The organism is Allobosea sp. FW305-C-101, from assembly GCF_058783685.1.
Genome location: NZ_JBYSYT010000005.1, coordinates 260,001 through 282,446 on the forward strand (window position 1 = coordinate 260,001; position 22,446 = coordinate 282,446).

Sequence of the window (22,446 nt, forward strand, 5' to 3'; positions counted from 1 at the left end):
TCGTCACCGGCATGACACCGGCGCATGCGGGATGCGATTTCTATGCAGAGCTACCAACGGCTCGTGCCGGGGACAATCGCTCCGCGCCAAATTTCTGTCAAAAGCAATTACGAACCAAACGGCGCGAAAATGTGCAGAATACTCTGCGGGGTGGCGGGCATTCTGCGCATGATGATTGCGTGGCGAGCTGGGAAAACTTGAGCGAACGGCATTTCCTGCCATCGCGGCGACAGCGGCCTGTCATGCGCTTGCAGGCGGATCATCCGAAAGACGAATACGAAAAGCTGATCGTCGGATTGGAAAAATGCATGGACCGGCACCGCGTCGCGTCGGGCCTCGGCAGTGCCGGCTAGGGCTGCCGTGTGGCTGCCGCCGTCACGGCAACGTGAGTTCCTTGAGGGCGTCGGGCTGCTTCACCTCGATCTCGACGAAGGCGATCGGGTGATCGGAACCGTTCATGACGTCGTGGCGGATGCCGGCCGGGCGCATATAGGCCTGGCCCTGCGCCAGCGGCACGTCGGTGACATCGGTGCCGTTATGGATGCGCAGCGTGCCCGCCACGAGCATGACGACGAAATAGGGCCAGCCATGCTCGTGCCAGCCGGTCACGGCGCCGGGCTCGAAATCCCAGCGGGTGATCCGGATCGTCGCGTCGTCCTGCTGGACGGTGGGCGTGGCGGGAATCGTGCAGGTGAAGGCCATCGGAATCTCCTCGATCGGACGCCGCGCGCCGGCATCGGATCAGGCTCCGGCCCGGCCGCTGGCAGCCGATATCGGTCGAGCGTGAGCGATCGCCTTCGCGAGATCAAGCCACCGGGCGCGGCCCCCCGGTTGCGCCGGGCCGTTAGCGGATGGAGCGGGGCTGCCGCTATAGCCGGCGCCATGCCTCGGCTTGCGGTGGCTGGCGCCGGCAGCCCTGAATCTCTACATGGACAGCTGTTCCGCCGGATGCGGGACAGTGAACCGATCGAGCCGATGACGAAGACCGTCCACCCTCTGCCGCCGCTGGACCACCCGGAGCCCCATGTCTTCCGCGATGCCATGGCGCAGGTCGCGAGCGCCGTGCATGTGGTGACCACCGACGGGCCGGGCGGGCGCATCGGGCTGACCGCGACAGCCATCGCTTCCGTTTCCGATTCGCCGCCGACCGTGCTCGCCTGCATCGCGCGGGGCAGCCGTACGCTGGCCGCGATCGAGGCTAGCGGGGCGTTCTGCATCAACACCTTGCCGGAGCAGCTTGTCGAACTCGCGGAGATTTTCGCCAGCCGGCGGGGTGTCGAGGGCGAGGCGCGCTTCGCGACCGCTCGCTGGGGAACACTCGCCACCGGGGCGCCGATCCTGCTCGACGCGATCTCGGCCTTCGATTGCCGGCTGGTCGCGACGCATGACGTCGCCAGCCACCGCATCGTGATCGGCGAGGTCGTCGGCCTCGGCGGCGCCGGGCGCGGGGCGGGGCTGATCTATCGGCATCGCCGCTTCAGCGCAGTCTAGAACGCGCTTTCCGCCTCAAACGACGGTGATCAGCCCTTCTGCCGAGATCGCGATTCCGCGGTCGGCGAGTCCCTTCTGATCGACCGCCGGCAAGCGGAAGGCCGGCGGCGTCGGCCAACCCATCTCGCGGGCGACGACGAGGCCGAGCAGGAGGATGGCGTCCGGCGCATCCATCAGGAGCGCAGCCGGCGCCTTGCCGGCATGGACCAGCTCCAGCAGCACCGCCGAGGCCGAGGACGAGCCGATCGTGCCGGGCAAGGCGAGGATGCGGCCGGCGATGTTCTGTCCCCGCTCGGGATGGCGGGCATCGATGATCGCGCCACTCGCCGGATCGACACCGCCCCAGAAGCTGATCGGGGCGGTGAGGGCCAGGCAAGCGCCGGTGACGGCGTCGCCAGGCAGGAGGATTTCCGCCTTCAGCTCCATACGCGGGTTTCCCTGACGAGCCGGCCGGCAATGGCGCTCTCGACGCATTCCGAGAGCGAGCCATAGGTCACGGCGTAGCCGGTATTGCCCGGCGCGTAATGAGCGAACTTGCCGGAATTGGTCATCAGCACCGCGCCTTCCAGCTCGGGCAGAATCGGGGTGACGACGACGCAGGTATCGACCACGAAGACCACGCCCGCCGCTTCCAGTGCTGCGCGCCGGCCTTGCGCTTCAAGCGGGCCAATGACATGGCGGCCGGTATTGGCGTAGAGCGGCACCCTCAGCTGGCGCCCGGCCATGAGGCCTTCGAGTTCGTCGATCTCGGCCAGCGAGAGATGCGGCGAGCCGATGGCGACGGCATCGACGCGGTCGGTCGGCCCGGCCGTCGAGAGGCGGGCGAGGGCGGTGGCGATATCGTTCGGCGTCAGGGTGATCGTCTCGCGTGGTGCAATACCACCCAGAGCGGTCGCAGCGTCCGGAGCCTCGGGCGTCACGCCCGCGACATGAAACAGCCCGACGCCGCCGGCCGAGGCTGCCGCCGCGCCGAGTGCCTTGAGCCGATCCTCACTGGTGCAGCCCTGCAGGCCTTCGATGACCGCGACGTCGCTGCCGGCCCGGCGGCCAAGGATCGTGCCGAGCACGGGATAGAACACGTCGGAGGAGCGGAGTTCGCGGGAGAGGCTGCCGACATCAATCAGCAGGGTCGCGATCCGATTCTCGGGGCGGTGCAGGCCGTAATCCGGCGCGCGGCCGGCGATGGCGCAGGCGATGTCGAGGAAATCGCCATAGCGGTTGGTCCTGGCGCCGAGTACGGAATTGCAGAACACGACCGCGTTGGATTCGCCCCAGGCTACGTCGCTGCCCAGCGCCGGGCGATGCCCGGCCTGATAGGGCGCGCAGGTCCAGCTCGGCTCGCAGCCCATTGCCTCATAGGCGCGCATCATGCGCCGGGCCATGTCGCGCTCATGCGGCGGCAAGCGGATCGCGGCGCAGCCGGCGGGAGCTAGCGAGCCGACATTCAGGCTGGCGCGTACGCCGACGCGCGCGCCGCCTGCGACCAGCTTCTCGGCGAAGAGCGTGCCGGAATCGCCATGGTAGAGCGCGCCGTCGATATGGGCGGAGGCGACAGGGATCAGGCGCGGCGCGCCCATCAGGCGGGCGGCCTCGGCCACGATCCGCATCGCCATGGCCGCGCCTTCTCCGGAAGCGCCGCCGGCGATCGCGCGTTCGTCTTGGGTGAGTTCCAGCATCGGTTCTCCCGGATGGGCGCAAGCTCCATGCCGGGCGCCTCTTGTGCAGGCGGTGGCTTTGCGACCATGGATAGGAACTGGATAACCTTCGAACCGCGCCGGCCGCAATCGTCCGTGTCGCGGTGACCTGATACGGGAGACACGCCATGGCGATGACGATGAATGGCGAGGCGACATTGCCGGCGGCCAAGGACGTGGTCTGGGCCAAGCTGAATGACCCGGAGGTGCTGAAGGCCTGCATCCCCGGCTGTGAGCAGCTCACCATGGACGACGACACGCATCTCTCGGCGGTGGTGAAGGTCAAGCTCGGGCCGGTGAAAGCGACCTTCAAGGGCAAGGTCGAGCTCAGCGAGCTCGATCCGCCGAACGGCTACCGCATCTCCGGCGAAGGCGAGGGCGGCATCGCGGGCTTCGCCAAGGGCGGCGCGCGTGTTCACTTGAGCGACGCGGAGGGCGGCCAGACCCTGCTGCGCTACGAGGTCGAGGCGCAGGTCGGCGGCAAGCTGATGCAGTTGGGCTCGCGCTTGATCGATTCGGTCTCGAAGAAGTTGGCCGACGAATTCTTCGCCAATTTCGCCAAGGCGGTCAGCGAGGGCTGAGCAATTCCATGCTCGTCATGCTCGGGCTTGACCCAAGCATCTCAGGCCCAAAAGGGCTTTTTATCCTGCATGAGATTCTCGGGTCTGCGCTTCGCTTCGCCCGAGAATGACGGCGTAACGTCTCAGGAGGCTTCGCGCAGCGCTGCCAGAGCCTGGGTCACGGCCGCTTCTGCTGCGCCGACCTGAAGCGCGATATCGGCGGCGGCGGCATTGGCCCGCTCCAGCGCGGTCTGGGTCATGTCGAGGCTGCCATTGACGGCATTCGCGCTCTCGATCGCCGCGTCCGAGCTATCCGCGACCATGGCGGCGTCGTGCGCGATCGAGGCGGTGACCTTGCTCTGCTGGGTGACGGCTTCCGAGATCGCCTCGGAATCGAGGCGGATGGCATCGACCGTCGCGGCGATGGCGGCGGCGTGAGTGCCGCAAGCCTCTGCGCTGGCCGCAAGCTCGGCGATCTGGCCGGCGATATCCTGCGTCGCGCTCGCTGTCTGGGTCGCCAGCGACTTCACCTCGGCGGCGACGACGGCGAATCCGCGCCCGGCCTCACCGGCGCGGGCGGCCTCGATCGTGGCGTTGAGGGCGAGCAGATTGGTCTGGGCGGCGATATCGGCGATCATGCCGACGACCTTGCCGATGCTGCCGGTGGCTTCCCGCAGGCGTACGACCGCCTCGTTCATCTCGCCGGCATCGAGCACGGCCTGATGCGTGATCGACAGGCTCTGCCGGGCGCGCTGGCCGATATCGGCGATGTTGGCCGACATCTCCTCGGTCGCGGCCGCGGTCTGGAGCGATTTCTCGCGCACGATGACCGAGGCGCTGGCGACCTTCCCGACGGTGTCCTTGATGAAGCTGGTGGTCCGCCCGGTTTCGTCGGCCGTTGCGACGAATTGCTCGACGGCATCGCTGATCGTGCCGTCGAGATTGGCGATGCGGGTCTTGAGCTTGACCGCGGCCTCGTCGAGCGTGGCGACGCGGCGGCGGGCGTCGCTCGCCTCGACCTCCTGACTGATCGTCATCGCCGTGTTGACGTCATAGGTCAGGATTCGCTCGATGATGAAGAGGTCCTCGGCGAATTTCGCGGGCGAGACGAGCGAGCGCTTGCGGCTCGCCAGGCAGATCTCCCTCACCAGCGAGAAGGCGATAGAGGCGCGGGCGCGGGTGCGGACATTGGCCTGCCGCTCGAGCTGGCAAAGCCGATCCATCGAGTCGAGGTAAGTCGCGTCGAAGGCGCCGACGAACAGCAGGCGGAAATGGGCCGCCTCAGCCGGGTAGAGGGCCTCGGCAACGGGGAGGACCGTATCGCGCAGCGGCGGGTGGATGATGAAGGCCCGATCGAAATCGGCCTGGACCAGTCCCTCGATCAGCCGGTCGACGAGCGGCCGGTAGCGCTGCAAGCGCTCGCGCTGCACCTCCCCATAGCCGATCGCCCTCAGGCGACGCTGGATCTGGTCCATGATCAGAGGCACGAAGTCGCTCATGCGGGAAGGCCTGCCACGCGGAAGAGCCTGACAGGGGCTCATTAAGATTTCGCCAATATGCGCCACGGGAAGACCGGGGCGGCGAAATCTCCCGGAATTCGGCGAAAATCAGGGCTTTGGGAGCGCGTCGTCCCGCTTGACCCCGGAAAAACGCGGGTCCACATTCATTTTTGAGCTGTTCCAAGGAAAGCCTGCCTGATGAGGCCGGCCACTCCCTGGGTTTCAGCACGGTCCAGTCCCGGGGAGGGGACGGATCGGCGTCAGAGACGGGTCACAGGAGATATGCTCATGGCCACTGTTTCGCTGACGGTGAACGGCAAAGCCGTCACCGCCACTATCGATCCGCGCACCCTTCTGGTGCAGTTCCTGCGAGAGAACCTGCGGCTGACCGGAACCCATGTCGGCTGCGACACCAGCCAGTGCGGTGCTTGTCTCGTGCATCTCGACGGCAAGGCGGTGAAATCCTGCACGACGCTTGCCGTCTCCGTGGACGGCGCTTCCGTGACGACGATCGAGGGGCTCGCGGCAGGCGACAAGCTGCACCCGATGCAGGAAGCCTTCCGCGAGCATCACGGGCTGCAATGCGGCTTCTGCACGCCGGGCATGATCATGTCCGCCGTCGACATGGTGAACCGCCGCGGCCACGATCTCGACGAGAAGACGATCCGCGAGGATCTCGACGGCAATATCTGCCGCTGCACCGGCTACCACAACATCGTCAAGGCGATCGCCGCCGGGGCCGAGGCCATGGCCGGCGGATCATCGAAGGACCGCGAAGCTCCCCGCCGCGCTGCCGAGTGAGGCATCTGCCCGCGCCGAACGGCGCGCGTTTCCCGTCTGTCTTGCGTTCCAGGCAATGAGGCGCCCGCCAGAGGTGCCGTGCGAGGAGGGAACACCATGTCCGCCACCGGAATCGGCGCCGCAGTCCGCCGCAAGGAAGATCACCGCTTCATCACCGGCCAGGGCCGCTATACCGACGACGTCAACCGGCCGGGCCAGGCCCATGCCTATTTCCTGCGCTCGCCGCATGCGCATGCGAAGATCAAGTCGATCGACACGAAAGCCGCTGCCGGCATGCCGGGCGTGCTCGGCATCTTCACCGGAGACGATCTCGCCACCGACAAGATCGGCGGTTTGATCTGCGGCTGGATGATCCACAACAAGGACGGCTCGCCGATGCGCGCCGGCCCGCATCCGGCGCTGGCGCAGGGTAAGGTGCGCTATGTCGGCGACCATGTCGCCGTTGTTGTGGCGGAGACGCTGGCGCAGGCGCGCGACGCGGCCGAGGCGATCGCGGTCGATTATCAGGAGCTGCCGGCGGTGGTCGACACCGCCAAGGCGATCGGCGCCAAGACCGTGGTCCATGACGAGGCGCCCGACAACAGCGTGTTCAACTGGCATCTCGGCGACAAGGACGCGACCGAGAAGGCCTTCAGGGCCGCCAAGCACGTCACCAAGCTCGACCTCGTCAACAACCGGCTCGTGCCGAACGCGATGGAGCCGCGGGCTGCCGTCGGCGACTACGATGCGGGTGACGGCATCTTCACGCTCTACACGACCAGCCAGAACCCGCATGTGGCGCGGCTCGTGCTCTCGGCCTTCATCGGCATCGCGCCGGAGAACAAGCTGCGCGTGATCGCGCCGGATGTCGGCGGCGGCTTCGGCTCGAAGATCTTCATCTATGCCGAGGAGACGGTCTGCGTCTGGGCGGCGAAGAAAGTCGGGCGGCCGGTGAAATGGACGGCGGATCGTACCGAAGCCTTTCTCTCCGACGCGCATGGCCGCGACCATGTCACTCATGCGGAACTCGCGACCGATGCCGAGGGCAAGATCCTCGCCATGCGGGTCAAGACCACCGCCAATCTCGGCGCCTATCTCTCGACTTTTTCCTCGTCGGTGCCGACCTATCTCTACGCGCCGCTCTTGTCGGGGCAGTACGACATCCCGGCGATCTATTGCGAGGTCGACGCGGTCTACACCAACACTGCCCCGGTCGACGCCTATCGCGGCGCGGGGCGGCCGGAGGCGACCTTCGTGGTCGAGCGGCTGATCGAGGTCACGGCCCGCCAGCTCGGCAAGGACCCGGCCAAGTTCCGGATGCTGAACTACATCAAGAAGTTCCCGCACCAGACGCCGGTCATCATGATGTACGATGCGGGCAACTACGGCGCCTCGCTGAAGAAGGCGCTGGAGATGATCGACTACAAGGGGCTGGGCAAGCGCAAGCGCGACTCGGCGCGGGCCGGCAAGCTGCGCGGCATCGGCTTCTCCTCCTATATCGAGGCTTGCGGCATCGCGCCGTCGGCTGCGGTCGGCTCGCTCGGCGCGGGTGTAGGCTTGTGGGAATCGGCCGAGGTCCGGGTCAATCCGGTCGGCACGGTCGAGGTGCTCACCGGCTCGCATAGCCACGGCCAGGGCCATGAGACGACTTTTGCCCAGTTGGTCAGCGACCGGCTCGGCATCCCCATCGACAATGTCTCGATCATCCATGGCGATACCGACAAGGTGCAGATGGGTATGGGCACCTACGGCTCGCGCTCCGGCGCGGTCGGCATGTCCGCGATCTTCAAGGCGATCGACAAGGTGATCGCCAAGGGCAAGAAGGTCGCCGCCCACGTGCTGGAGGCCGATGAGGCCGATATCGATTTCGCGGACGGGCATTTCTCGGTGAAGGGCACCGACCGCAAGCTCGATTTCGGCTCCTGCGCCCTGCAGGCCTATGTCGCGCACAAGTTCAACGGGCAGGAGCTGGAGCCGGGGCTGAAGGAGGGGGCGTTCTACGATCCGACCAACTTCACCTTCCCGGCCGGCGTCCATATCTGCGAGGTCGAGATCGATCCCGAGACCGGCGTCACGAAGATCGAGCGCTGGGCCGCCGTCGACGATTTCGGCAATGTCATCAACCCGATGATCGTCGAGGGGCAGGTCCATGGCGGCATCGCCCAGGGCGTCGGCCAGGCGCTGCTGGAAGGCGCGCGCTACAACAGCGACGGCCAGCTCGTGACCGCGAGCTTCATGGATTACACCATGCCGCGGGCCGACGACCTGCCGTCCTTCGATGTCGGCATGACGGTGACGCCGTGCCCGTCGAACCCGCTTGGGATCAAGGGCTGCGGCGAGGCCGGCGCCATCGCCTCGCCGCCCGCCGTCATCAACGCCATCACCGACGCGCTCGGCCATGAGGACATCGCGATGCCGGCGACGCCACAGGCAGTGTGGCGCGCGGCGCAGAAGAGCGTGAATCGTATGGCAGCCGAATGATTTTCCGTCATGGTCGGGCTTGACCCGACCATCTCATCGCGGTGAGGCGCCATAGCGCTTTCCTGGACGAGATGCTCGGGTCAAGCCCGAGCATGACGGTTCCCGAACAGAGCGGAGACCCATCATGTACGCTTTCACCTATCACAAGCCCACCAGCGCCCGGCAGGCGGCGACGCTGCTCGCCAAGAAGGAGGACGCCAAGCTCCTCGCCGGCGGCCACACCCTGCTGCCGACGATGAAGCAGCGGCTGGCGTCTCCGACCGCGCTGGTCGATCTCGGTGCCTGCGCCGATCTCAAGGGCATCAATCGCAAGGGCCGCAACATCGTCATCGGCGCGATGACGACCCATGCCGAAGTCGCATCCTCTGCCGAGGTGCAGGAGGCGATCCCCGCGCTCGCCTTCCTCGCCGGCAGTATTGGCGATCCGCATGTGCGCCATCGCGGCACGATCGGCGGTTCGGTCGCCAATAACGATCCGGCGGCGGATTATCCGGCGGCGCTGCTGGCGCTCGGCGCGACCGTCGTCACCAACCAGCGCAAGCTGACGGCGGAGGAGTTTTTCACCGGGCTTTACGAAACCGCGCTGGACGAAGGCGAGATCATCACCAAGGTCTCGTTCCCGCTGGTCTCGAAGGCGGGCTATGCCAAGTTCCGCAACCCGGCCTCGCGCTATGCGATGGTCGGCGTCTTCGTCGCCAAGCGCGGCAGCGATATCCGCGTCACGGTGACCGGCGCGGGTGAGGGCGGCGTCTTCCGCTGGCCGGAGGCCGAGGCCGCGCTCAAGGCGCGCTTCGCGCCGAAATCGCTGGATGGGCTGAAGCACACCGCCAAGGGCATCAACGGCGACATCCATGCCGATGCCGAGTACCGCGCTCATCTCATCGGCGTGATGGCCAAGCAGGCCGTCGCGCAGGCGACGGGGAAGTAAGCGTGCGATTGGTCTCGCCACCGGTGTCATCCCGGGGCGAGCGAAGCGAAGAGCCCGGGATCCATAACCGCTGTCGGTGCTCGTCATTGGCTCCGTCGGCGGTTATGGATTCCGGGCTCGACCGCTTTGCGGTCGCCCCGGAATGACGCGAGTACCTATGACCCTGCCGCTGCCTTCCTCGATCGACGCCACGCTCGCGCTCCTGCAGGGCCAAGGCTATGTCGCCGACCGCGCGCTCGCGACGGTGCTGTTCCTGGCGCTCCGGATGAAGCGGCCACTGCTGCTGGAGGGCGAGGCCGGCACCGGCAAGACCGAGATCGCCAAGGTGCTGGCGGCAGGGCTCGGCCGCCGATTGATCCGTTTGCAATGCTATGAGGGACTCGACCTAGCCTCCGCCGTCTACGAGTGGAACTATGCGGGGCAGATGATGGCGATCCGGCTGGCGGAGGCTGGCGGCGCCGCTGACGATCGCGAGCGGCTGGAAGGCGACATCTTCTCCGAGAAATATCTGGTGAAGCGGCCGCTGCTGCAGGCGCTGGAGCCGCAGGAGGGTGGGGCGCCGATCCTGCTCATCGACGAGCTCGACCGCACCGACGAGGCCTTCGAGGCCTTCCTGCTCGAGGTTCTGGCCGATGCGCAGGTGACCATCCCCGAGCTCGGCACGATCCGGGCGGCCGAGCCGCCGATCGTGATCCTGACCTCGAACCGCACCCGCGAGATCCACGACGCGCTGAAGCGCCGCTGCCTCTATCACTGGGTCGGCTATCCCGATGCCGTGCGCGAGCTGGCGATCCTGAAGGCGAAAGTGCCGGATGCGCCGGCCAAGCTCTCGAAGCAGCTCGTTGCCTTCGTGCAGGCGATCCGCAAGGAGGAGCTGTTCAAGGCGCCGGGCGTCGCCGAGACGCTGGACTGGGCGACGGCCCTGGTCGAGCTCGACGCGGTCGCGCTCGATCCGGCCATCGTTTCGGATACGCTGGGGGCGCTCTTGAAGTATCAGGACGATATCCAGGCGATGCAGGGCTCGCAGGTGAAGGAGCTTCTGGATCGGGCCAAGGCGGAGGCGGGGCGCTAGTTTCCCGCGCCGCGAAGCGAGAGGGTGCTGCCATGAACGCCGACATCAAGGCCGTCGAGGCGACGGTCCGGACCTATCTCGATGGGCTCTATGAGGGCGATGCCGAGAAGCTCGCCCATGTCTTCCATCCGACGAGCGCGCTGACCACGGCGCGCGACGACGGCGCGATCCAGATCGTGACGCGCGATGCCTGGCTCGACGCCGTGCGCAACCGGCCGGCGCCGCAGGCGGCCGGGTTGCAGCGCGACGACCATATCCTGACCATCGATCTCGTCGGGCCGACGCTGGCGCTGGTCAAGGTGAAGTGCCAGATGCCGCCGCGCTATTTCACCGACCTGCTCTCGCTCCTGAAGATCGAGAGCCGCTGGCAGATCGTCCAGAAGGTCTTCATGACGGAGACGCGAGGCGCGTGAGCGGCAAGCTCGCCGAGAACGTCGCCTATTTCGCTCGCGCCTTGCGCGCGGCGGGGCTGCCGGTCGGGCCGGGCGCCGTGGTCGAGGCGATCTCGGCTCTGGAAGGCGGTGCGCTCGGCGGGCGCGACGATGTCTACTGGGCGCTGCACGCGATCTTCGTGAAGAAGCATGAGGATTCACCCGTCTACGATCAGGCCTTCCGGCTGTTCTGGCGCCGGCGCAACCTGATCGAGAAGATCATGGCGCAGATGTCGCCGGTCTCGCCCCGCGCCGACAGCCAGCCGGAGAAGGCCGAGGCCGGGGCGCTCAGAGTGGCGGAGGCCTTCGCGCCACCGCCGCGCGAGGACGAGCCGCCGAAGGAGCTGACCGAGCTGACGGCGCGGCTGACCGTCTCCGATCGCGAGATGCTGAAATCGCGCGATTTCGCCCAGATGAGCGCGGCCGAGATCGCGCGGGCCAAGCAACTGATCGCCGAGCTCCGGCTGCCCGATGACAGCATCGTGACGCGGCGTTTCCGGGCGGCGCATCGCGGCACGCGTATCGATCCGCGCCGGACCTTCCGTCAGTCGCTGCGCGGCGGCGGCGGCTCGATCGATCTCGCTTTCCGCGAGCGGCGCGAGGTGCATCCGCCAATTGTGGCGCTGGTCGATATCTCCGGCTCGATGGCGGAGTATTCCCGCATCTTCCTGCATTTCCTGCACGCGCTGACCGAGAAGCGCCGGCGCGTGCATTCATTCGTGTTCGGCACGCGCCTGACCAATGTCACGCGGATGCTGCGGGCGCGCGATCCCGACGAGGCATTGGCGCTCGCCGGCAAGGCCGCTCCGGACTGGGAGGGTGGCACGCGCATCGCGACCGCCCTGCATGATTTCAACCGGATCTGGTCGCGGCGCGTGCTGGCGGGCGGGGCGATCGTCCTGCTCTTCACCGACGGGCTGGAGCGGCATCTCGACGACAGCCTCGGCTTCGAGATGGACCGCCTGCACCGCTCCTGCCGGCAGCTCGTCTGGCTCAATCCGCTGCTGCGCTACGATGCCTTCGCGGCGCGGGCGAGCGGCATCCGGGCAATGCTGCCCCATGTCGACTCGTTCCGGCCGATCCACAACCTTGCGGCGATGGCCGATCTTTGCGCGGCGCTTTCGCTGGATGCAGGGCGGGAGAGCGATCCGCGCCTGTGGTTGAAGAAGGCCGGTTGAGGCATGATGTCTGTATAATGCCGTCCCGCGCGCCTCCCTTCTCCCCTTGCGGGAGAAGGTGGCTCGGCGAAGCCGAGACGGATGAGGGGTCTCTCGACATATCGAGAAGCGTCGCGCGACCCCTCACCCCAACCCTCTCCCGCAGGGGGAGAGGGGGCCGGTCGCGTTCCCCTGCGAGCCAACAAGGTCCTCCGACCATGATCAGCACCGAAACCGACATCCTGCGCGCTGCCGAGGACTGGGCGCGCGGCGGACGCGGCGTTGCCATCGCGACCGTGGTCGAGACCTGGGGCTCGGCGCCGCGCCCCGTTGGCTCGCATCTCGTCATCGACGGGGAGGGGAATTTCCTCGGCTCGGTCTCGGGCGGCTGCGTCGAGGGCGCCGTGGTGGCCGAGGCCGCCGATGTCATCGCCGACGGCAAGGCGCGGATGCTGGAATTCGGTGTCGCCGACGAGACCGCCTGGCAGGTCGGGCTTTCGTGCGGAGGGCGCATCAAGGTCTATGTCGAGAAGGTGAACTGAGATGGCCTCCTGGGAAACCCTCGTCGCCTTCGCGACGGTGACGATCCTCGTCGCCTATTTTCCGGGGCCGGCACTGCTCTACACCGCCGCCCAGACGATCAGCCATGGCCGCAAGGCCGGCCTGATGGCGATGCTCGGCATCCATCTCGGCTGCTACCTGCATGTCTTCGCCGCCGCCTTCGGGCTTTCAGCGGTATTCAAGCACGTGCCGGAACTCTACATGGCCGTGAAGATCGCCGGTGCGCTCTACCTGATCTGGATCGGCATCGGCATGATCCGCTCGCGCATGGGCTCGCCCGATCAGCCGGTCGCGCCGCCCAAGACGGTGAAGCGCGCGCTGCTCGATTCCTTCATCGTCGAGATCCTGAACCCCAAGGTCGCGCTGTTCTTCATCGCGCTGCTGCCGCAGTTCGTCGATCCCGCCGCTGCGCTACCGGTCTGGGTGCAGTTCCTGATCCTCGGCACGATCGTGAATTTCGCCTTCTCCTCGGCCGACCTCGTCACCGTCTTCGGCGCCTCGCTCGTCGTCGGCGCGATGAAGAAGACCAAGGCGAGCTTCGCCTTCGGGCGCTGGATCGGCGGCTCGCTGATGATCGCGCTCGGTCTCAAGCTCGCGACGGACAGGGGCTGAGCGGTGGAGCTTTCAATCCTCGCCGCGCTCAACGCCGAGCGGCAGGCACGCCGCGCGGCCGTGCTGGTCAGCGACCTCGCCAGTGGCACGCAAAGGCTGGTGAAGCAGGCCGCGATCGCCGGCGATCCGCTGGCGGACGTGCTGGAGCGGCAATTGCGCTCCGGCAAGAGCGGGATGGTCGAGGCGGAGGGGACATCCTATTTCCTGACCGTGCAGGCTCCGCATCCGCGTGTGGTGGTGACCGGCGCCGTCCATATCTCGCAGGCGATGGCGCCGATGGCGCGGGCGCTCGATCTCGATCTCGTGGTGATCGATCCGCGCACCGCCTTCGCCACGCCCGAGCGCTTTCCGGAGGTGACGCTGCTCGCCGAATGGCCGGAGGAGGCGATCGGTCGGATCGGGCTCGATGCCTATACCGCCTTCGTCGCGCTGACCCATGATCCGAAGATCGACGATCCCGGCCTCGTCGCGGCCCTGCGCTCCGATTGCTTCTATGTCGGTGCGCTGGGCAGCCGGAAGACGCATGGTCGGCGGCTGGAGCGCTTGGCGGAGGCGGGCTTCGACGCTGCCGCGACGGACCGCATCCATGCGCCGATCGGGCTCGATATTGGTGCGGTCTCGCCGGCCGAGATCGCGCTCGCGATCCTGGCCGAGATCGTCCAGACGCTGCGCGGCCCGCGCCGCAAGCCGGCCTGAGGATCGAGCATGAAATTCGGACCGGTCGCCATCGCCGACGCCGTCGGCAGCATCGCGGCGCATACCATCCGCGCCGACGGAACCATCGTGAAGAAGGGCGCGACCGTCACAGCGGAGCTGGCCGCGAAGCTTGCAGCGGCCGGCGTCACCGAAATCGTCGCGGTCCGGCTGGAGCCGGGCGATATCGACGAGAACGCCGCGGCGGCGCGACTGGCCGAGCGGATGGTCGGCGAGGCGATCGTGGCGGAGGCGCCCTTCACCGGGCGGGTCAATCTGTTCGCCACGCAGGCGGGCGTGCTGCGCATCGATGTCGCGGCGATCGACGCCTTCAATGCAGTGGACGAGGCGATCACCGTCGCGACCTTGCCGGCGCTCAAGGCGGTCGTTGCGGGCGAGCTCGTCGCCACCGTGAAGATCATCCCCTATGCGGTGCCGCAAGCGCTGGTGGAACAGGCGCTCGCCGCGTTCGGCAGGGCGGCGCCGGTCTCGGTCGCGCCCTATCGTCGGTCAAATGTCGCGGTGATTTCGACGCTGCTGCCGGGGCTGAAGCCGAGCGTGGTCGACAAGACGCTTCGGATCATGCGTGACCGGCTGGAGCCGGCGGAAGCGGTGCTGGCGGCGGATAAGCGCGTGCCGCATGAGGCCGAGCCATTGGCTGCCGCCATCGCCGAACAGGCAGCGGGAGAGGCGGATATCATCGTCGTCTTCGGCGCCTCCGCTATCACCGATCGGCGTGACGTGATCCCGCAGGCGCTGGTGGAGGCCGGCGGCGAGGTCGAGCATCTCGGCATGCCGGTCGATCCCGGCAATCTGCTGATGCTCGGCCGCATCGCCGGCAAGCCGGTGATCGGCGCTCCGGGCTGCGCCCGCTCGCCCAAGGAGAACAGCTTCGACTGGGTGTTGCAGCGTTATCTCGCCGGTGTTCCCGTCGGGCGCAGCGACGTCCAGAAGATGGGCGTCGGCGGGTTGCTGATGGAGATCGTCTCCCGGCCGCAGCCGCGCGCTCCGGGCTCCGCCGAGAGTGGGCCGCTCGCAGGGATCGTGCTGGCGGCCGGGCAATCGACGCGGATGGGCGCGGAGAACAAGCTGCTGCAACCGCTGCGTGGCAAGCCGATCCTGCGCCATGCCGTCGAGGCGCAGATCGAGGCGGGCCTGAGCCCCGTCATCGTGGTGACCGGCCATCAGCGCGCCGAGGTCGAGACCGCGCTGGCGGAATTGCCGGTCCGGCTCGTTCATAATTCCGACTATGCCTCTGGACTCGCCGGCTCGCTGAAGGCTGGCGTCGCCGCGCTGCCGTCCGAGGTGCCGGCGGCGGTGATCTCGCTCGGCGACATGCCGAATGTCACGCCGTCCGTGATCGAGCGTCTCATGGACGCCCATCGCGGGCAGCCTGAGGCGCTGGCGGCCGTGCCGACGCTGTTCGGCCAGCGCGGCAATCCTGTGCTGCTCGCGCGGGCGATCTTCCCTGCCGTATCCTTGCTGAGCGGCGATCGCGGGGCGCGGAGACTGCTCGACGAGGCCGCGGAGCGTGTCATCGAGGTCGCGTTCGAGGACCCGGCGATCGCGATCGATGTCGATACGCCGGAGGCTCTGCGGGCGCTGCGGGGTTGAGGGCGGGCGTCAGCGCTGCCAGTGCAGCCCGAAGGTGCCGTAATATTCGGAAGGTCTATTGCTCGTTGACTGGAGGCCGCCGGAGAGGCGCCATTCCAGCCCGAGGAAACGCAGGCCTGTGAGGTGCAGCCCGAGGCGCAGCTTGCGGTAGTCGCGCTCGCGATAGGCCTCGAGTTCCGGCCCGACATAGAACCCGGCCGGCACCTGCCAGCCCGGTGCGACGCGCGCCCAGAGACGCCCGTTGACCGTCGAAAGATAGCCGTTGGCCTGGACGATCATCCCCGGTGTCGGGACGATCCAGAGGTCGGCCTGCACCCTGGCGCCGTAGCGGGTTCTGATGAGGGACGGGCCGAAAGCCTCCATTCGCTGCTCGGTTTCGACATCCGAGCCGGCATAGAGTGCGAGAAAGCTGTCGCCGATGCGCCATTCATAACCGAGAAGCGCCTGCGACTCGGCCTTGTAGCTCACGCCATGCGGCTTGCTGCGGCGGGTTTCTTCCTGCGCGCCGCCGGCCTTGACGAAGAGGCGGAAGCCGCTGTTGGTCAGGCTGCCGCCGAGGGCGCGTTTCATTCCGACCGAGAGGAAGGTCTTGGTCGGCCCGGCCTCCATGGAGCCGAAGATCACCATCGAGAGGGGGCTGCGCTCGGGTTCTTCCTCCTCGGCGCTGGCAGTACAGATCGGGGCGGTGGCGAAGCTCATCGCCAGCCCGGCCAGCCCGGCCTTGCCCACCCGATACGCCACGCAAGCCCCCACGACCGTCGTCGCGCAGGCTGCCATGTCCGGCAGCCTGCCTCAGGATTGCAGCAGTTTGTCAGTAGGCTGGCAAGCCTTTGTTAACCAGGCGGGAGCAGGCTCGACCTATCCGGCAAAGCTTTCAGTCCGTTGCGGAGGGGAGGTGGCGATGGTTTCGACCGATTTCATGCGGCAACTCGAAGGCTATGGGCTGACCACGGCGACGATCCTCTACCGGATGCCGGATCACCTCAGCGTCCTGCAAACCTATATCTGGCAGCAATACGACCTGGCGCCGCGCTTTCCCGTGCTTCAGGACTTCCTGACGTTCTGGAAGCGCGAGCTGGAGGGGCCGCTTCACTCGGTTACGGTCGCGCATTCGCGCCTGATCAGGCCAGCGGAAATCCGCAACGTGAATGGCGTGTTCACCCTGCACTGAACGTTGCGCCGACCTGCCGGCGTGAGCCTGGGGCATTGAAAGCCTGCGTCCGGCTCGCTTGTTGGCAGGTGCGCCGCCATGCTAGGCGGGCGCTTCCGCTTCGGCACGGCCTGCTCCCTTGTCATCTCCTTTGCGTACATCCGGACTTCTGACGGCGCTGGCTGGCCTGCCCGGGGAGCGCATTGCCGTCGGCACGATCGTCGCGGCGCTGCAGGATCGGGCCTATGCCCTGCTCGTCGTCCTGCTCGGCCTGCCGAACTGCCTGCCGATGCCGCCGCCGATCCCGCTGGTCTGCGGCCTGGTGCTCGCCTTCGTCGCCGTGCAGATGCTGACCGGGCGGCGGATGCCGTGGCTGCCGCAGGCACTGCTCAAGCGCAGCATCGGCAAGCCGGAGCTCACCCGAGCCGTGGCGCGGGCACTGCCGGCGCTGACCTGGCTTGAGCGTTTCTCGCGGCCACGCCTGACGATGCTGGGTGGGACCTGGGCCATCCCAGTGCTGGGGCTGGTGATCCTCGTCCTGGCGCTCGGCCTGATCGTCGCGGCGCCGTTCATCGGACAGATCCCGCTCGGGCTTGCGGTCTGCCTCGTCGGGCTCGGCCTTGTCGAGCGGGACGGGTTACTGATCATCATCGGTGCGGTGGTCGGTGCTGCCGGCCTGCTGCTCAGCGCGGGCTTTGCCTACGCGATCTTCAGCGGCATCCACGAGCTGTTCTTCTGAAGGTCCGCCGCGCGCCCGGCTCGTGGTGTCAGGCGGCGGCGAGGATTTCGGCGAAGGGATTATCCAGGCCGAGCAGGCGGTCGATCTCGCTCGCGGGCACAGCCTTCGAGAACAGGAAGCCCTGCAATTCGTGACAGCCGATCGCCTGCAGGAAGCGGTGCTGCTCGGCTGTCTCGACGCCCTCGGCGCAGACCCGCAGGCCGAGCGCGCGCCCGAGATGGGCCATCGAATGGACGAGGATCGCGGATTCGCCCGTCGCCTCCATGTATTCGAGGAAGGAGCGGTCGATCTTGATCTTGTCGAAGGCGAAGCGCCGCAGATAGATCAGGCTCGAATAACCGGTGCCGAAATCGTCGAGCGCGAGGCCGACGCCATGGGCCCGGATGTCCATCATCGCGGCCTCGGCGGCGTCGGCATCCTCGATCAGCACGCCTTCGGTCAGTTCGAGCTCGAGCTGGGCCGGGTCGAAATCCGTCTCCTCGATGGTGCGGATGACGTTGGCGACGAAGTCCTTGTGGCGGAACTGGATCGGCGAGACGTTGACCGCGAGGCGGATGCCCTTCCAGCGCTTGGCCTCGGTGCAGGCGCGCCGCAGCACCCATTCGCTGAGCGGCACGATCAGGCCGCGCTCCTCGGCGATGGCGATGAAATCCGAGGGCGGGATCATGCCATGGGCCGGGTGCTGCCAGCGCACCAGCGCCTCGACGCCGACGATGGTCGAGCCATCGACGGAGACCTGGGGCTGGTAGTGCAGCATCAGCTGGTCGTTATCGATGGCGTGGCGCAGGTCGTCCTCGACCATCCGCTTCAGCTGCATCGAGCGGTTCATCTGCGACTCGAAGAAGGCATAGCGGTTACGGCCGCTGTTCTTGGCTTCGTAGAGCGCGGTATCGGCGAGCTTGAGCAGGGCTTCGCGGCTGGTGCCGTCACGCGGCGCCATGGCGATGCCGATCGAGGAACCGATCGTGACCTCGGCACCGGTGATGCTGAACGGCTCGGAGAGACTGGCGAGGATGCGCTCGCCGAGCGCGGCACAGCCGGCCGGCGTTGCGGAATGGGTCTGGATGATGCCGAACTCGTCGCCGCCGAGACGCGCTACGGTGTCACCGACCTGGACCGCGCCGGACAGGCGGACCGCGACCTGGCGGATGAGCTCGTCGCCGGCGGTGTGGCCATAGGTGTCGTTGACGGCCTTGAAGCGATCGAGGTCGATCAGCAGCACGGCAAGGCTCGGGCCGTCATCGTGGATATGGGCAAGGGTCTGGTCGAGCGTCAGGTCGAAGCTGCGACGGTTCGGCAGCAGGGAGAGCTCGTCCTGTCCGGCGAGGCGCTGGATTTGGCGCTCGCGCAGCTCGATCTGCTCGGCCGAGGAACGCAGGCGCTGGACGACGAAGACGAAGATCGCGGAGAACAGCAGCGCGACGGCGATGAGAGCCCAGAGGAAGCGGCGCAGCATGACGTCGCCGGGGCGGGCCGGGGACCAGGTCAGCCAGGCGCCGATCTTGCCGTCAGCGGTGCGCAGGCCGAGCTTCGACAGCGGGTCGGCCGGCGGCGTGGTGACGAGCTGGATATCGGCGATGCGGTTGCGTTCGGCCAGGTCCGACATCAGGGCGCTGGACAGATGACGGTAGGCGACGAAGGAGAGCGGCGTCGGGCCGCTATCGGAGCTGAACGAGGCGATGCGCGAGAGGTCGATCACGGTCAGGATCAACGTCTCGCCGCCATCCGTGATGACGGTGGAGCGGGCCGCGCCGAACTGGGGCGTGACCTCGTCGCCGATCACGGCCGCAACGAAGGAACTCCTGGCGCCGCGCTGCAAGGCCTCGATATGGCGAGGCGCCCCGGTGCTGCCGTGGTCCGCCGCGGCCGGGTTCTCGACCCAGGCCAGGATGGTGCTGCCGGTGCCCCCGATATAGGCGCCGTCGAAATCCATCAGCTGGCCGCTCAGGCGTTTGAGAGCGGCCTGCAGGACGGTGGCGGCCGGGCCGGCCTGCTGCAAGGCTTCGGGCAGGTCGCCGGCGGCGACGAGGCGCTCCAGCCTCAATTCGCTCAGCTTGATCTGCCCGTTGATGGCGGCTTCGATCCGCTCGGCCTGGCGCTGAGCCTCAAGCCGATTGGCCTCGCGGGTGATCGCGACAACGACGCCGATCCCGGCGGCCATGAGCAACAGGAAGGCGCAGCCCAGCGTGACCACCGTGCTCGCGAACATGCGAGCGGAGGAGCCCGCATTCGTCATCTTCGCGGCGGTGGTCAAGGGCATTCTTCGTCCGGAAAAGTGTCTTCGTGCTGTGACTTAAGGCCTGAAGTGTTGACATCCCGTTGCCTGCACTCAGGTTGCCGCTAGGTCAAGTCCCCGAAGGCCCGTAGGGCGGGCGCGGGATCGCCATATGGGCCGCCCGCAGTGCCGCGGACCAGCGCTCGCGCAGGTCGTGGAAATAGGGCTCGCCGGCTTCGATCCGCCGGTTGAGCTCGAAATCGTCGGCATCACGCCGGATGACGACAAGGTCGATCGGCAGGCCGACACCGAGATTCGAGCGCATGGTCGAATCCATCGAGATCAGCCCGACCTTGAGCGCATCGTAGAGATGGGTCTTGTAGGTGACGGCGCGATCAAGGATCGGCTTGCCGTATTTGTGCTCGCCGATCTGCAGGAACGGCGAATCGATGCCGCATTCGATGAAGTTGCCGGCGCTGTAGACCATGAAGAGGCGCATCGGCTGCCCCTTGATCTGGCCGCCGAACAGCATGCCGATCTCGAACTTGACGCCGGCATCCTCCAGCGCCGGACCGTCGATGTCGCGGACATGGCGGATGCAGCGGCCAACGAGCTGGGCAGCCCTGAACATCGAGCTGGCGTTCTGCAGCGTGTCCATTTCGCCGGTGTCGGGATTGGGCAATCCCTCGTGGAGAAAGCTGACCACCGACTGGGTGATCGAGAGATTGCCGGCCGTCATCAGGCCGAAATTGCGGTCGCCCGGCCAGTTGAAGACATGGAGTTTGCGGAAGGTCGAGATGTCGTCGAGCCCGGCATTGGTGCGGGTGTCGGCGATCATGACGAGCCCGTCCTGCACGAGGATTCCGGCGCAATAGGTCACGGGCTTTGATCCCTGTCTTCCTGGCCACGCCCGCCGGGCGGGAGCAGCTACTGATTGGCGCCGCGGCCTTCGGCCTCGCGGGCGCTGACGAGCACGTTGAGGTTCTCGCCCTCGCCACCCTGGCGCGAGCCACGGACCGGTGCTGCATCTGCGAAATCGAGCCCTATGGCAACCCGTACATGCGTGTCGATCGGGCAGAGCGCATTGGCGCAGTCGAAGCCGATCCAGCCATAGTCGTCGAGATGGACCTCGGCCCAGGCATGAGCGCCGTTGCCATGCGGCAGGCTGTCGGACTGCGCGACATAGCCGGAGACATAGCGGGCCGGCAGCCCGAGATGGCGGGCGCAGGCCATGAAGACATGGGCGACGTCCTGCGCGATCGCCTCGCGTGCCGCAAATGCTGCTGCAGCGCCGACGCCGGTGCGTCCGCTGGCCTCGACGCAATCGATGCGATCGCTGACGGCGTTCATCAACGCATGCATCCGCGAGAGCGGCGTGCCGGCGCCGGCGGTGACCTCGTCTGCGAAGCTGCGCAGGGCCTCGTCCTGCTCGGTGAGAAGCGTGTCGCGGCAGTAGACTTCGCAGGGCACGCGTTCCAGGCCACCCCGCACGGCGCCGGCGAGATCGATGGTCTCGATCAGGCCGTCGATGCGGATGGCGAGCGAGGAGATCGGACCGTCGGCATAGAATGAGTGCACGATGTTGCCATGGGCATCCTGCGAGGCGCGCAGGCGCCCGTCGACATTCGGCTCGATGCGCCAGGACATGACGTGCTGGCCGTCATGGTCGCGCGGGGTCAGCCGCAGGATCTGCGTGATATGGCGTGCCGGCTCGGCATAGTCGTAGCCGATCGTATGGGAAATCCTGATCCGCATAATCCAGTCCGGGCAGGTTACGGCAGTCGCACGGCGAACGCAGGCGAGCGGTTCATTGCAGGTACTGCTCGAAGATGGTGTTGCCGAGGCGGTTGTTCTCGGTGATAAACTCTTCGATGAATTGGTGCAGCCCGTGCTCGAAGACATCGTCGATGCGGGTATTGCTGAGATTGGCCAGCGTCTTGCGCGCCTGGCGCTGCGCCGGCCCCTGGCGGCCATAGGCGTCGCCGAGCGAGTCGAGGAAGCGCGAGATGCTCTCGTAGCAGGCGGCGAGCGAGCGCGGCATGCGCCGGTTGAGCACCAGAAGGTCGGCGACGAGGATCGGCTTCACCGCCTCGCGATAGACCCAGTGATAGGCGGTCAGCGCCGAGACCTCGCGCAGCACCGTGGTCCACTGGAAATAGTCGAGCGAGCCGCCGACCTGCTCGTCCGCCGGCAGCAGCACATGATACTTCACGTCGAGAATGCGGGCGGTGTTGTCGGCACGCTCCAGATAGACGCCGAGCCGCGAGAACCAGTAGCTGTCGTCGCGCAGCATGGTCCGGTAGGCCGAGCCGTCGAAGACCAGCGAGACGTTCTTCACCCAGTCGAGGAAGCGGGCGAATTCCTCGCGATCCATGCGCTTCTTCTCGAAGCGTTGCAGCTCCAGCCAGGCGCCGTTCAGCGCGTCCCACATCTCCGAGGTCAGTGCCGTCCGCACCGCGCGGGCGTTCGAGCGCGCCTGGGCGAGGCAATTGCGGATCGAGGATGGATTGTCCGGGTTGAAGGTCAGGAAGTCGCAGACATTGCGTTCGTTGGCCTCGCCATAGGCCTTGGCGAAGGCCTCCTCGCAGCCGGCGGTGAGGACCGCGCTCTGCCATTCCGTGCCGGCGCCGCCATAGGTCGTCGGCAGGTTGGTCAGGCGCGTCGTCGCGTCGAGGATGCGGGCGAGATATTCGGCCCGCTCGACATAGCGGGAAACCCAGTAGAGGCTATCTGCGGTACGCGAAAGCATGGTCAGCGTGTGCCTTTCCG

Annotated in this window: 24 protein-coding genes; 15 read left to right on the top strand and 9 right to left on the bottom strand. The window is 67.1% G+C overall.

Annotation, left to right across the window (positions count from 1 at the left end; translation table 11 throughout):
• Positions 1-179 precede the first annotated feature (179 nt).
• The gene (locus tag AC3WMA_RS21335) at positions 180-353 is read left to right on the top strand and encodes a hypothetical protein (protein WP_492287340.1); all 174 of its coding nucleotides are present in this window, start codon (positions 180-182) and stop codon (positions 351-353) included.
• A 22-nt stretch (positions 354-375) separates the two neighbouring features.
• Here AC3WMA_RS21335 and AC3WMA_RS21340 read toward each other — a convergent pair whose 3' ends face one another.
• Positions 376-702: a cupin domain-containing protein gene (locus tag AC3WMA_RS21340; RefSeq protein WP_492287341.1), complete on the bottom strand. Its 327-nt coding sequence runs from the start codon at positions 700-702 to the stop codon at positions 376-378.
• A gap of 273 nt (positions 703-975) precedes the next feature.
• Here AC3WMA_RS21340 and AC3WMA_RS21345 point away from each other — a divergent pair, with 273 nt between their 5' ends.
• Complete coding sequence (locus AC3WMA_RS21345) at positions 976-1,491, top strand: flavin reductase family protein (RefSeq protein ID WP_492287342.1); 516 nt, start codon at positions 976-978, stop codon at positions 1,489-1,491.
• A gap of 15 nt (positions 1,492-1,506) precedes the next feature.
• Here the strand turns inward: AC3WMA_RS21345 and AC3WMA_RS21350 are convergent, their stop codons facing one another.
• Both AC3WMA_RS21350 and AC3WMA_RS21355 read right to left on the bottom strand, forming a co-directional pair.
• Positions 1,507-1,917 carry an aconitase X swivel domain-containing protein gene (locus AC3WMA_RS21350; protein ID WP_492287343.1) on the bottom strand — a complete coding sequence of 137 codons (411 nt, stop codon included), beginning with the start codon at positions 1,915-1,917 and terminating at the stop codon, positions 1,507-1,509.
• On the bottom strand, positions 1,908-3,167 hold the full coding sequence (locus tag AC3WMA_RS21355) for an aconitase X (protein ID WP_492287344.1): 1,260 nt from the start codon (positions 3,165-3,167) through the stop codon (positions 1,908-1,910). Before AC3WMA_RS21355 ends, AC3WMA_RS21350 begins: the two co-directional genes overlap by 10 nt.
• A gap of 146 nt (positions 3,168-3,313) precedes the next feature.
• On the opposite strand from AC3WMA_RS21355, the gene AC3WMA_RS21360 reads away from it, so the two are divergent.
• Positions 3,314-3,766 (top strand): SRPBCC family protein, encoded by a 453-nt coding sequence (locus AC3WMA_RS21360; protein WP_199085851.1) that lies wholly within the window; start codon positions 3,314-3,316, stop codon positions 3,764-3,766.
• A 122-nt stretch (positions 3,767-3,888) separates the two neighbouring features.
• Here AC3WMA_RS21360 and AC3WMA_RS21365 read toward each other — a convergent pair whose 3' ends face one another.
• Positions 3,889-5,244 carry a methyl-accepting chemotaxis protein gene (locus AC3WMA_RS21365; protein WP_492287345.1) on the bottom strand — a complete coding sequence of 452 codons (1,356 nt, stop codon included), beginning with the start codon at positions 5,242-5,244 and terminating at the stop codon, positions 3,889-3,891.
• A gap of 288 nt (positions 5,245-5,532) precedes the next feature.
• On the opposite strand from AC3WMA_RS21365, the gene AC3WMA_RS21370 reads away from it, so the two are divergent.
• The 10 genes from AC3WMA_RS21370 to AC3WMA_RS21415 all read left to right on the top strand — a co-directional run bounded on the left by AC3WMA_RS21370 (position 5,533) and on the right by AC3WMA_RS21415 (position 15,573).
• The gene (locus AC3WMA_RS21370) at positions 5,533-6,045 is read left to right on the top strand and encodes a (2Fe-2S)-binding protein (RefSeq protein ID WP_492287346.1); all 513 of its coding nucleotides are present in this window, start codon (positions 5,533-5,535) and stop codon (positions 6,043-6,045) included.
• 96 nt (positions 6,046-6,141) lie between these two features.
• Positions 6,142-8,505, top strand: a complete 2,364-nt coding sequence (locus AC3WMA_RS21375) for a xanthine dehydrogenase family protein molybdopterin-binding subunit (protein WP_492287347.1) — start codon at positions 6,142-6,144, stop codon at positions 8,503-8,505.
• A gap of 124 nt (positions 8,506-8,629) precedes the next feature.
• On the top strand, positions 8,630-9,433 hold the full coding sequence (locus AC3WMA_RS21380) for an FAD binding domain-containing protein (RefSeq protein WP_492287348.1): 804 nt from the start codon (positions 8,630-8,632) through the stop codon (positions 9,431-9,433).
• Positions 9,434-9,590: 157 nt separating this feature from the next.
• Positions 9,591-10,505, top strand: coding sequence for an AAA family ATPase (locus AC3WMA_RS21385; RefSeq protein ID WP_492287349.1), 915 nt, complete (start codon positions 9,591-9,593; stop codon positions 10,503-10,505).
• A 32-nt stretch (positions 10,506-10,537) separates the two neighbouring features.
• Positions 10,538-10,918: a nuclear transport factor 2 family protein gene (locus AC3WMA_RS21390; protein WP_492287350.1), complete on the top strand. Its 381-nt coding sequence runs from the start codon at positions 10,538-10,540 to the stop codon at positions 10,916-10,918.
• Positions 10,915-12,114 (top strand): vWA domain-containing protein, encoded by a 1,200-nt coding sequence (locus AC3WMA_RS21395; RefSeq protein WP_492287351.1) that lies wholly within the window; start codon positions 10,915-10,917, stop codon positions 12,112-12,114. The genes AC3WMA_RS21390 and AC3WMA_RS21395 overlap by 4 nt, the downstream gene beginning before the upstream one ends.
• A gap of 197 nt (positions 12,115-12,311) precedes the next feature.
• A complete protein-coding gene (locus tag AC3WMA_RS21400; RefSeq protein WP_047574650.1) occupies positions 12,312-12,635 on the top strand; it encodes an XdhC family protein in 324 nt (107 codons plus the stop codon).
• 1 nt (position 12,636) lies between these two features.
• Entirely contained in the window at positions 12,637-13,266 is a 630-nt protein-coding gene (locus AC3WMA_RS21405; protein ID WP_454656424.1) for a LysE family translocator, read from the top strand.
• A 3-nt stretch (positions 13,267-13,269) separates the two neighbouring features.
• Positions 13,270-13,962, top strand: a complete 693-nt coding sequence (locus AC3WMA_RS21410) for an XdhC family protein (protein ID WP_492287352.1) — start codon at positions 13,270-13,272, stop codon at positions 13,960-13,962.
• Positions 13,963-13,971: 9 nt separating this feature from the next.
• Positions 13,972-15,573: an NTP transferase domain-containing protein gene (locus tag AC3WMA_RS21415; RefSeq protein ID WP_492287353.1), complete on the top strand. Its 1,602-nt coding sequence runs from the start codon at positions 13,972-13,974 to the stop codon at positions 15,571-15,573.
• A gap of 9 nt (positions 15,574-15,582) precedes the next feature.
• Here the strand turns inward: AC3WMA_RS21415 and bcsS are convergent, their stop codons facing one another.
• Positions 15,583-16,314, bottom strand: a complete 732-nt coding sequence (gene bcsS / locus AC3WMA_RS21420; RefSeq protein WP_492287354.1) for a cellulose biosynthesis protein BcsS — start codon at positions 16,312-16,314, stop codon at positions 15,583-15,585.
• A gap of 160 nt (positions 16,315-16,474) precedes the next feature.
• Between bcsS and AC3WMA_RS21425 the strand changes: the two genes are divergently transcribed.
• Positions 16,475-16,744: an usg protein gene (locus tag AC3WMA_RS21425; RefSeq protein WP_492287447.1), complete on the top strand. Its 270-nt coding sequence runs from the start codon at positions 16,475-16,477 to the stop codon at positions 16,742-16,744.
• A 118-nt stretch (positions 16,745-16,862) separates the two neighbouring features.
• The gene (locus AC3WMA_RS21430) at positions 16,863-17,462 is read left to right on the top strand and encodes an exopolysaccharide biosynthesis protein (RefSeq protein ID WP_492287355.1); all 600 of its coding nucleotides are present in this window, start codon (positions 16,863-16,865) and stop codon (positions 17,460-17,462) included.
• A gap of 28 nt (positions 17,463-17,490) precedes the next feature.
• Here AC3WMA_RS21430 and AC3WMA_RS21435 read toward each other — a convergent pair whose 3' ends face one another.
• The 4 genes from AC3WMA_RS21435 to AC3WMA_RS21450 form a co-directional block, all read right to left on the bottom strand.
• Entirely contained in the window at positions 17,491-19,722 is a 2,232-nt protein-coding gene (locus AC3WMA_RS21435; RefSeq protein WP_492287356.1) for a putative bifunctional diguanylate cyclase/phosphodiesterase, read from the bottom strand.
• A gap of 85 nt (positions 19,723-19,807) precedes the next feature.
• Positions 19,808-20,557 carry a proteasome-type protease gene (locus AC3WMA_RS21440; RefSeq protein ID WP_492287357.1) on the bottom strand — a complete coding sequence of 250 codons (750 nt, stop codon included), beginning with the start codon at positions 20,555-20,557 and terminating at the stop codon, positions 19,808-19,810.
• A gap of 47 nt (positions 20,558-20,604) precedes the next feature.
• Positions 20,605-21,432, bottom strand: coding sequence for a transglutaminase family protein (locus AC3WMA_RS21445; RefSeq protein ID WP_492287358.1), 828 nt, complete (start codon positions 21,430-21,432; stop codon positions 20,605-20,607).
• 52 nt (positions 21,433-21,484) lie between these two features.
• On the bottom strand, positions 21,485-22,426 hold the full coding sequence (locus tag AC3WMA_RS21450) for an alpha-E domain-containing protein (protein ID WP_492287359.1): 942 nt from the start codon (positions 22,424-22,426) through the stop codon (positions 21,485-21,487).
• Positions 22,427-22,446 lie beyond the last annotated feature (20 nt).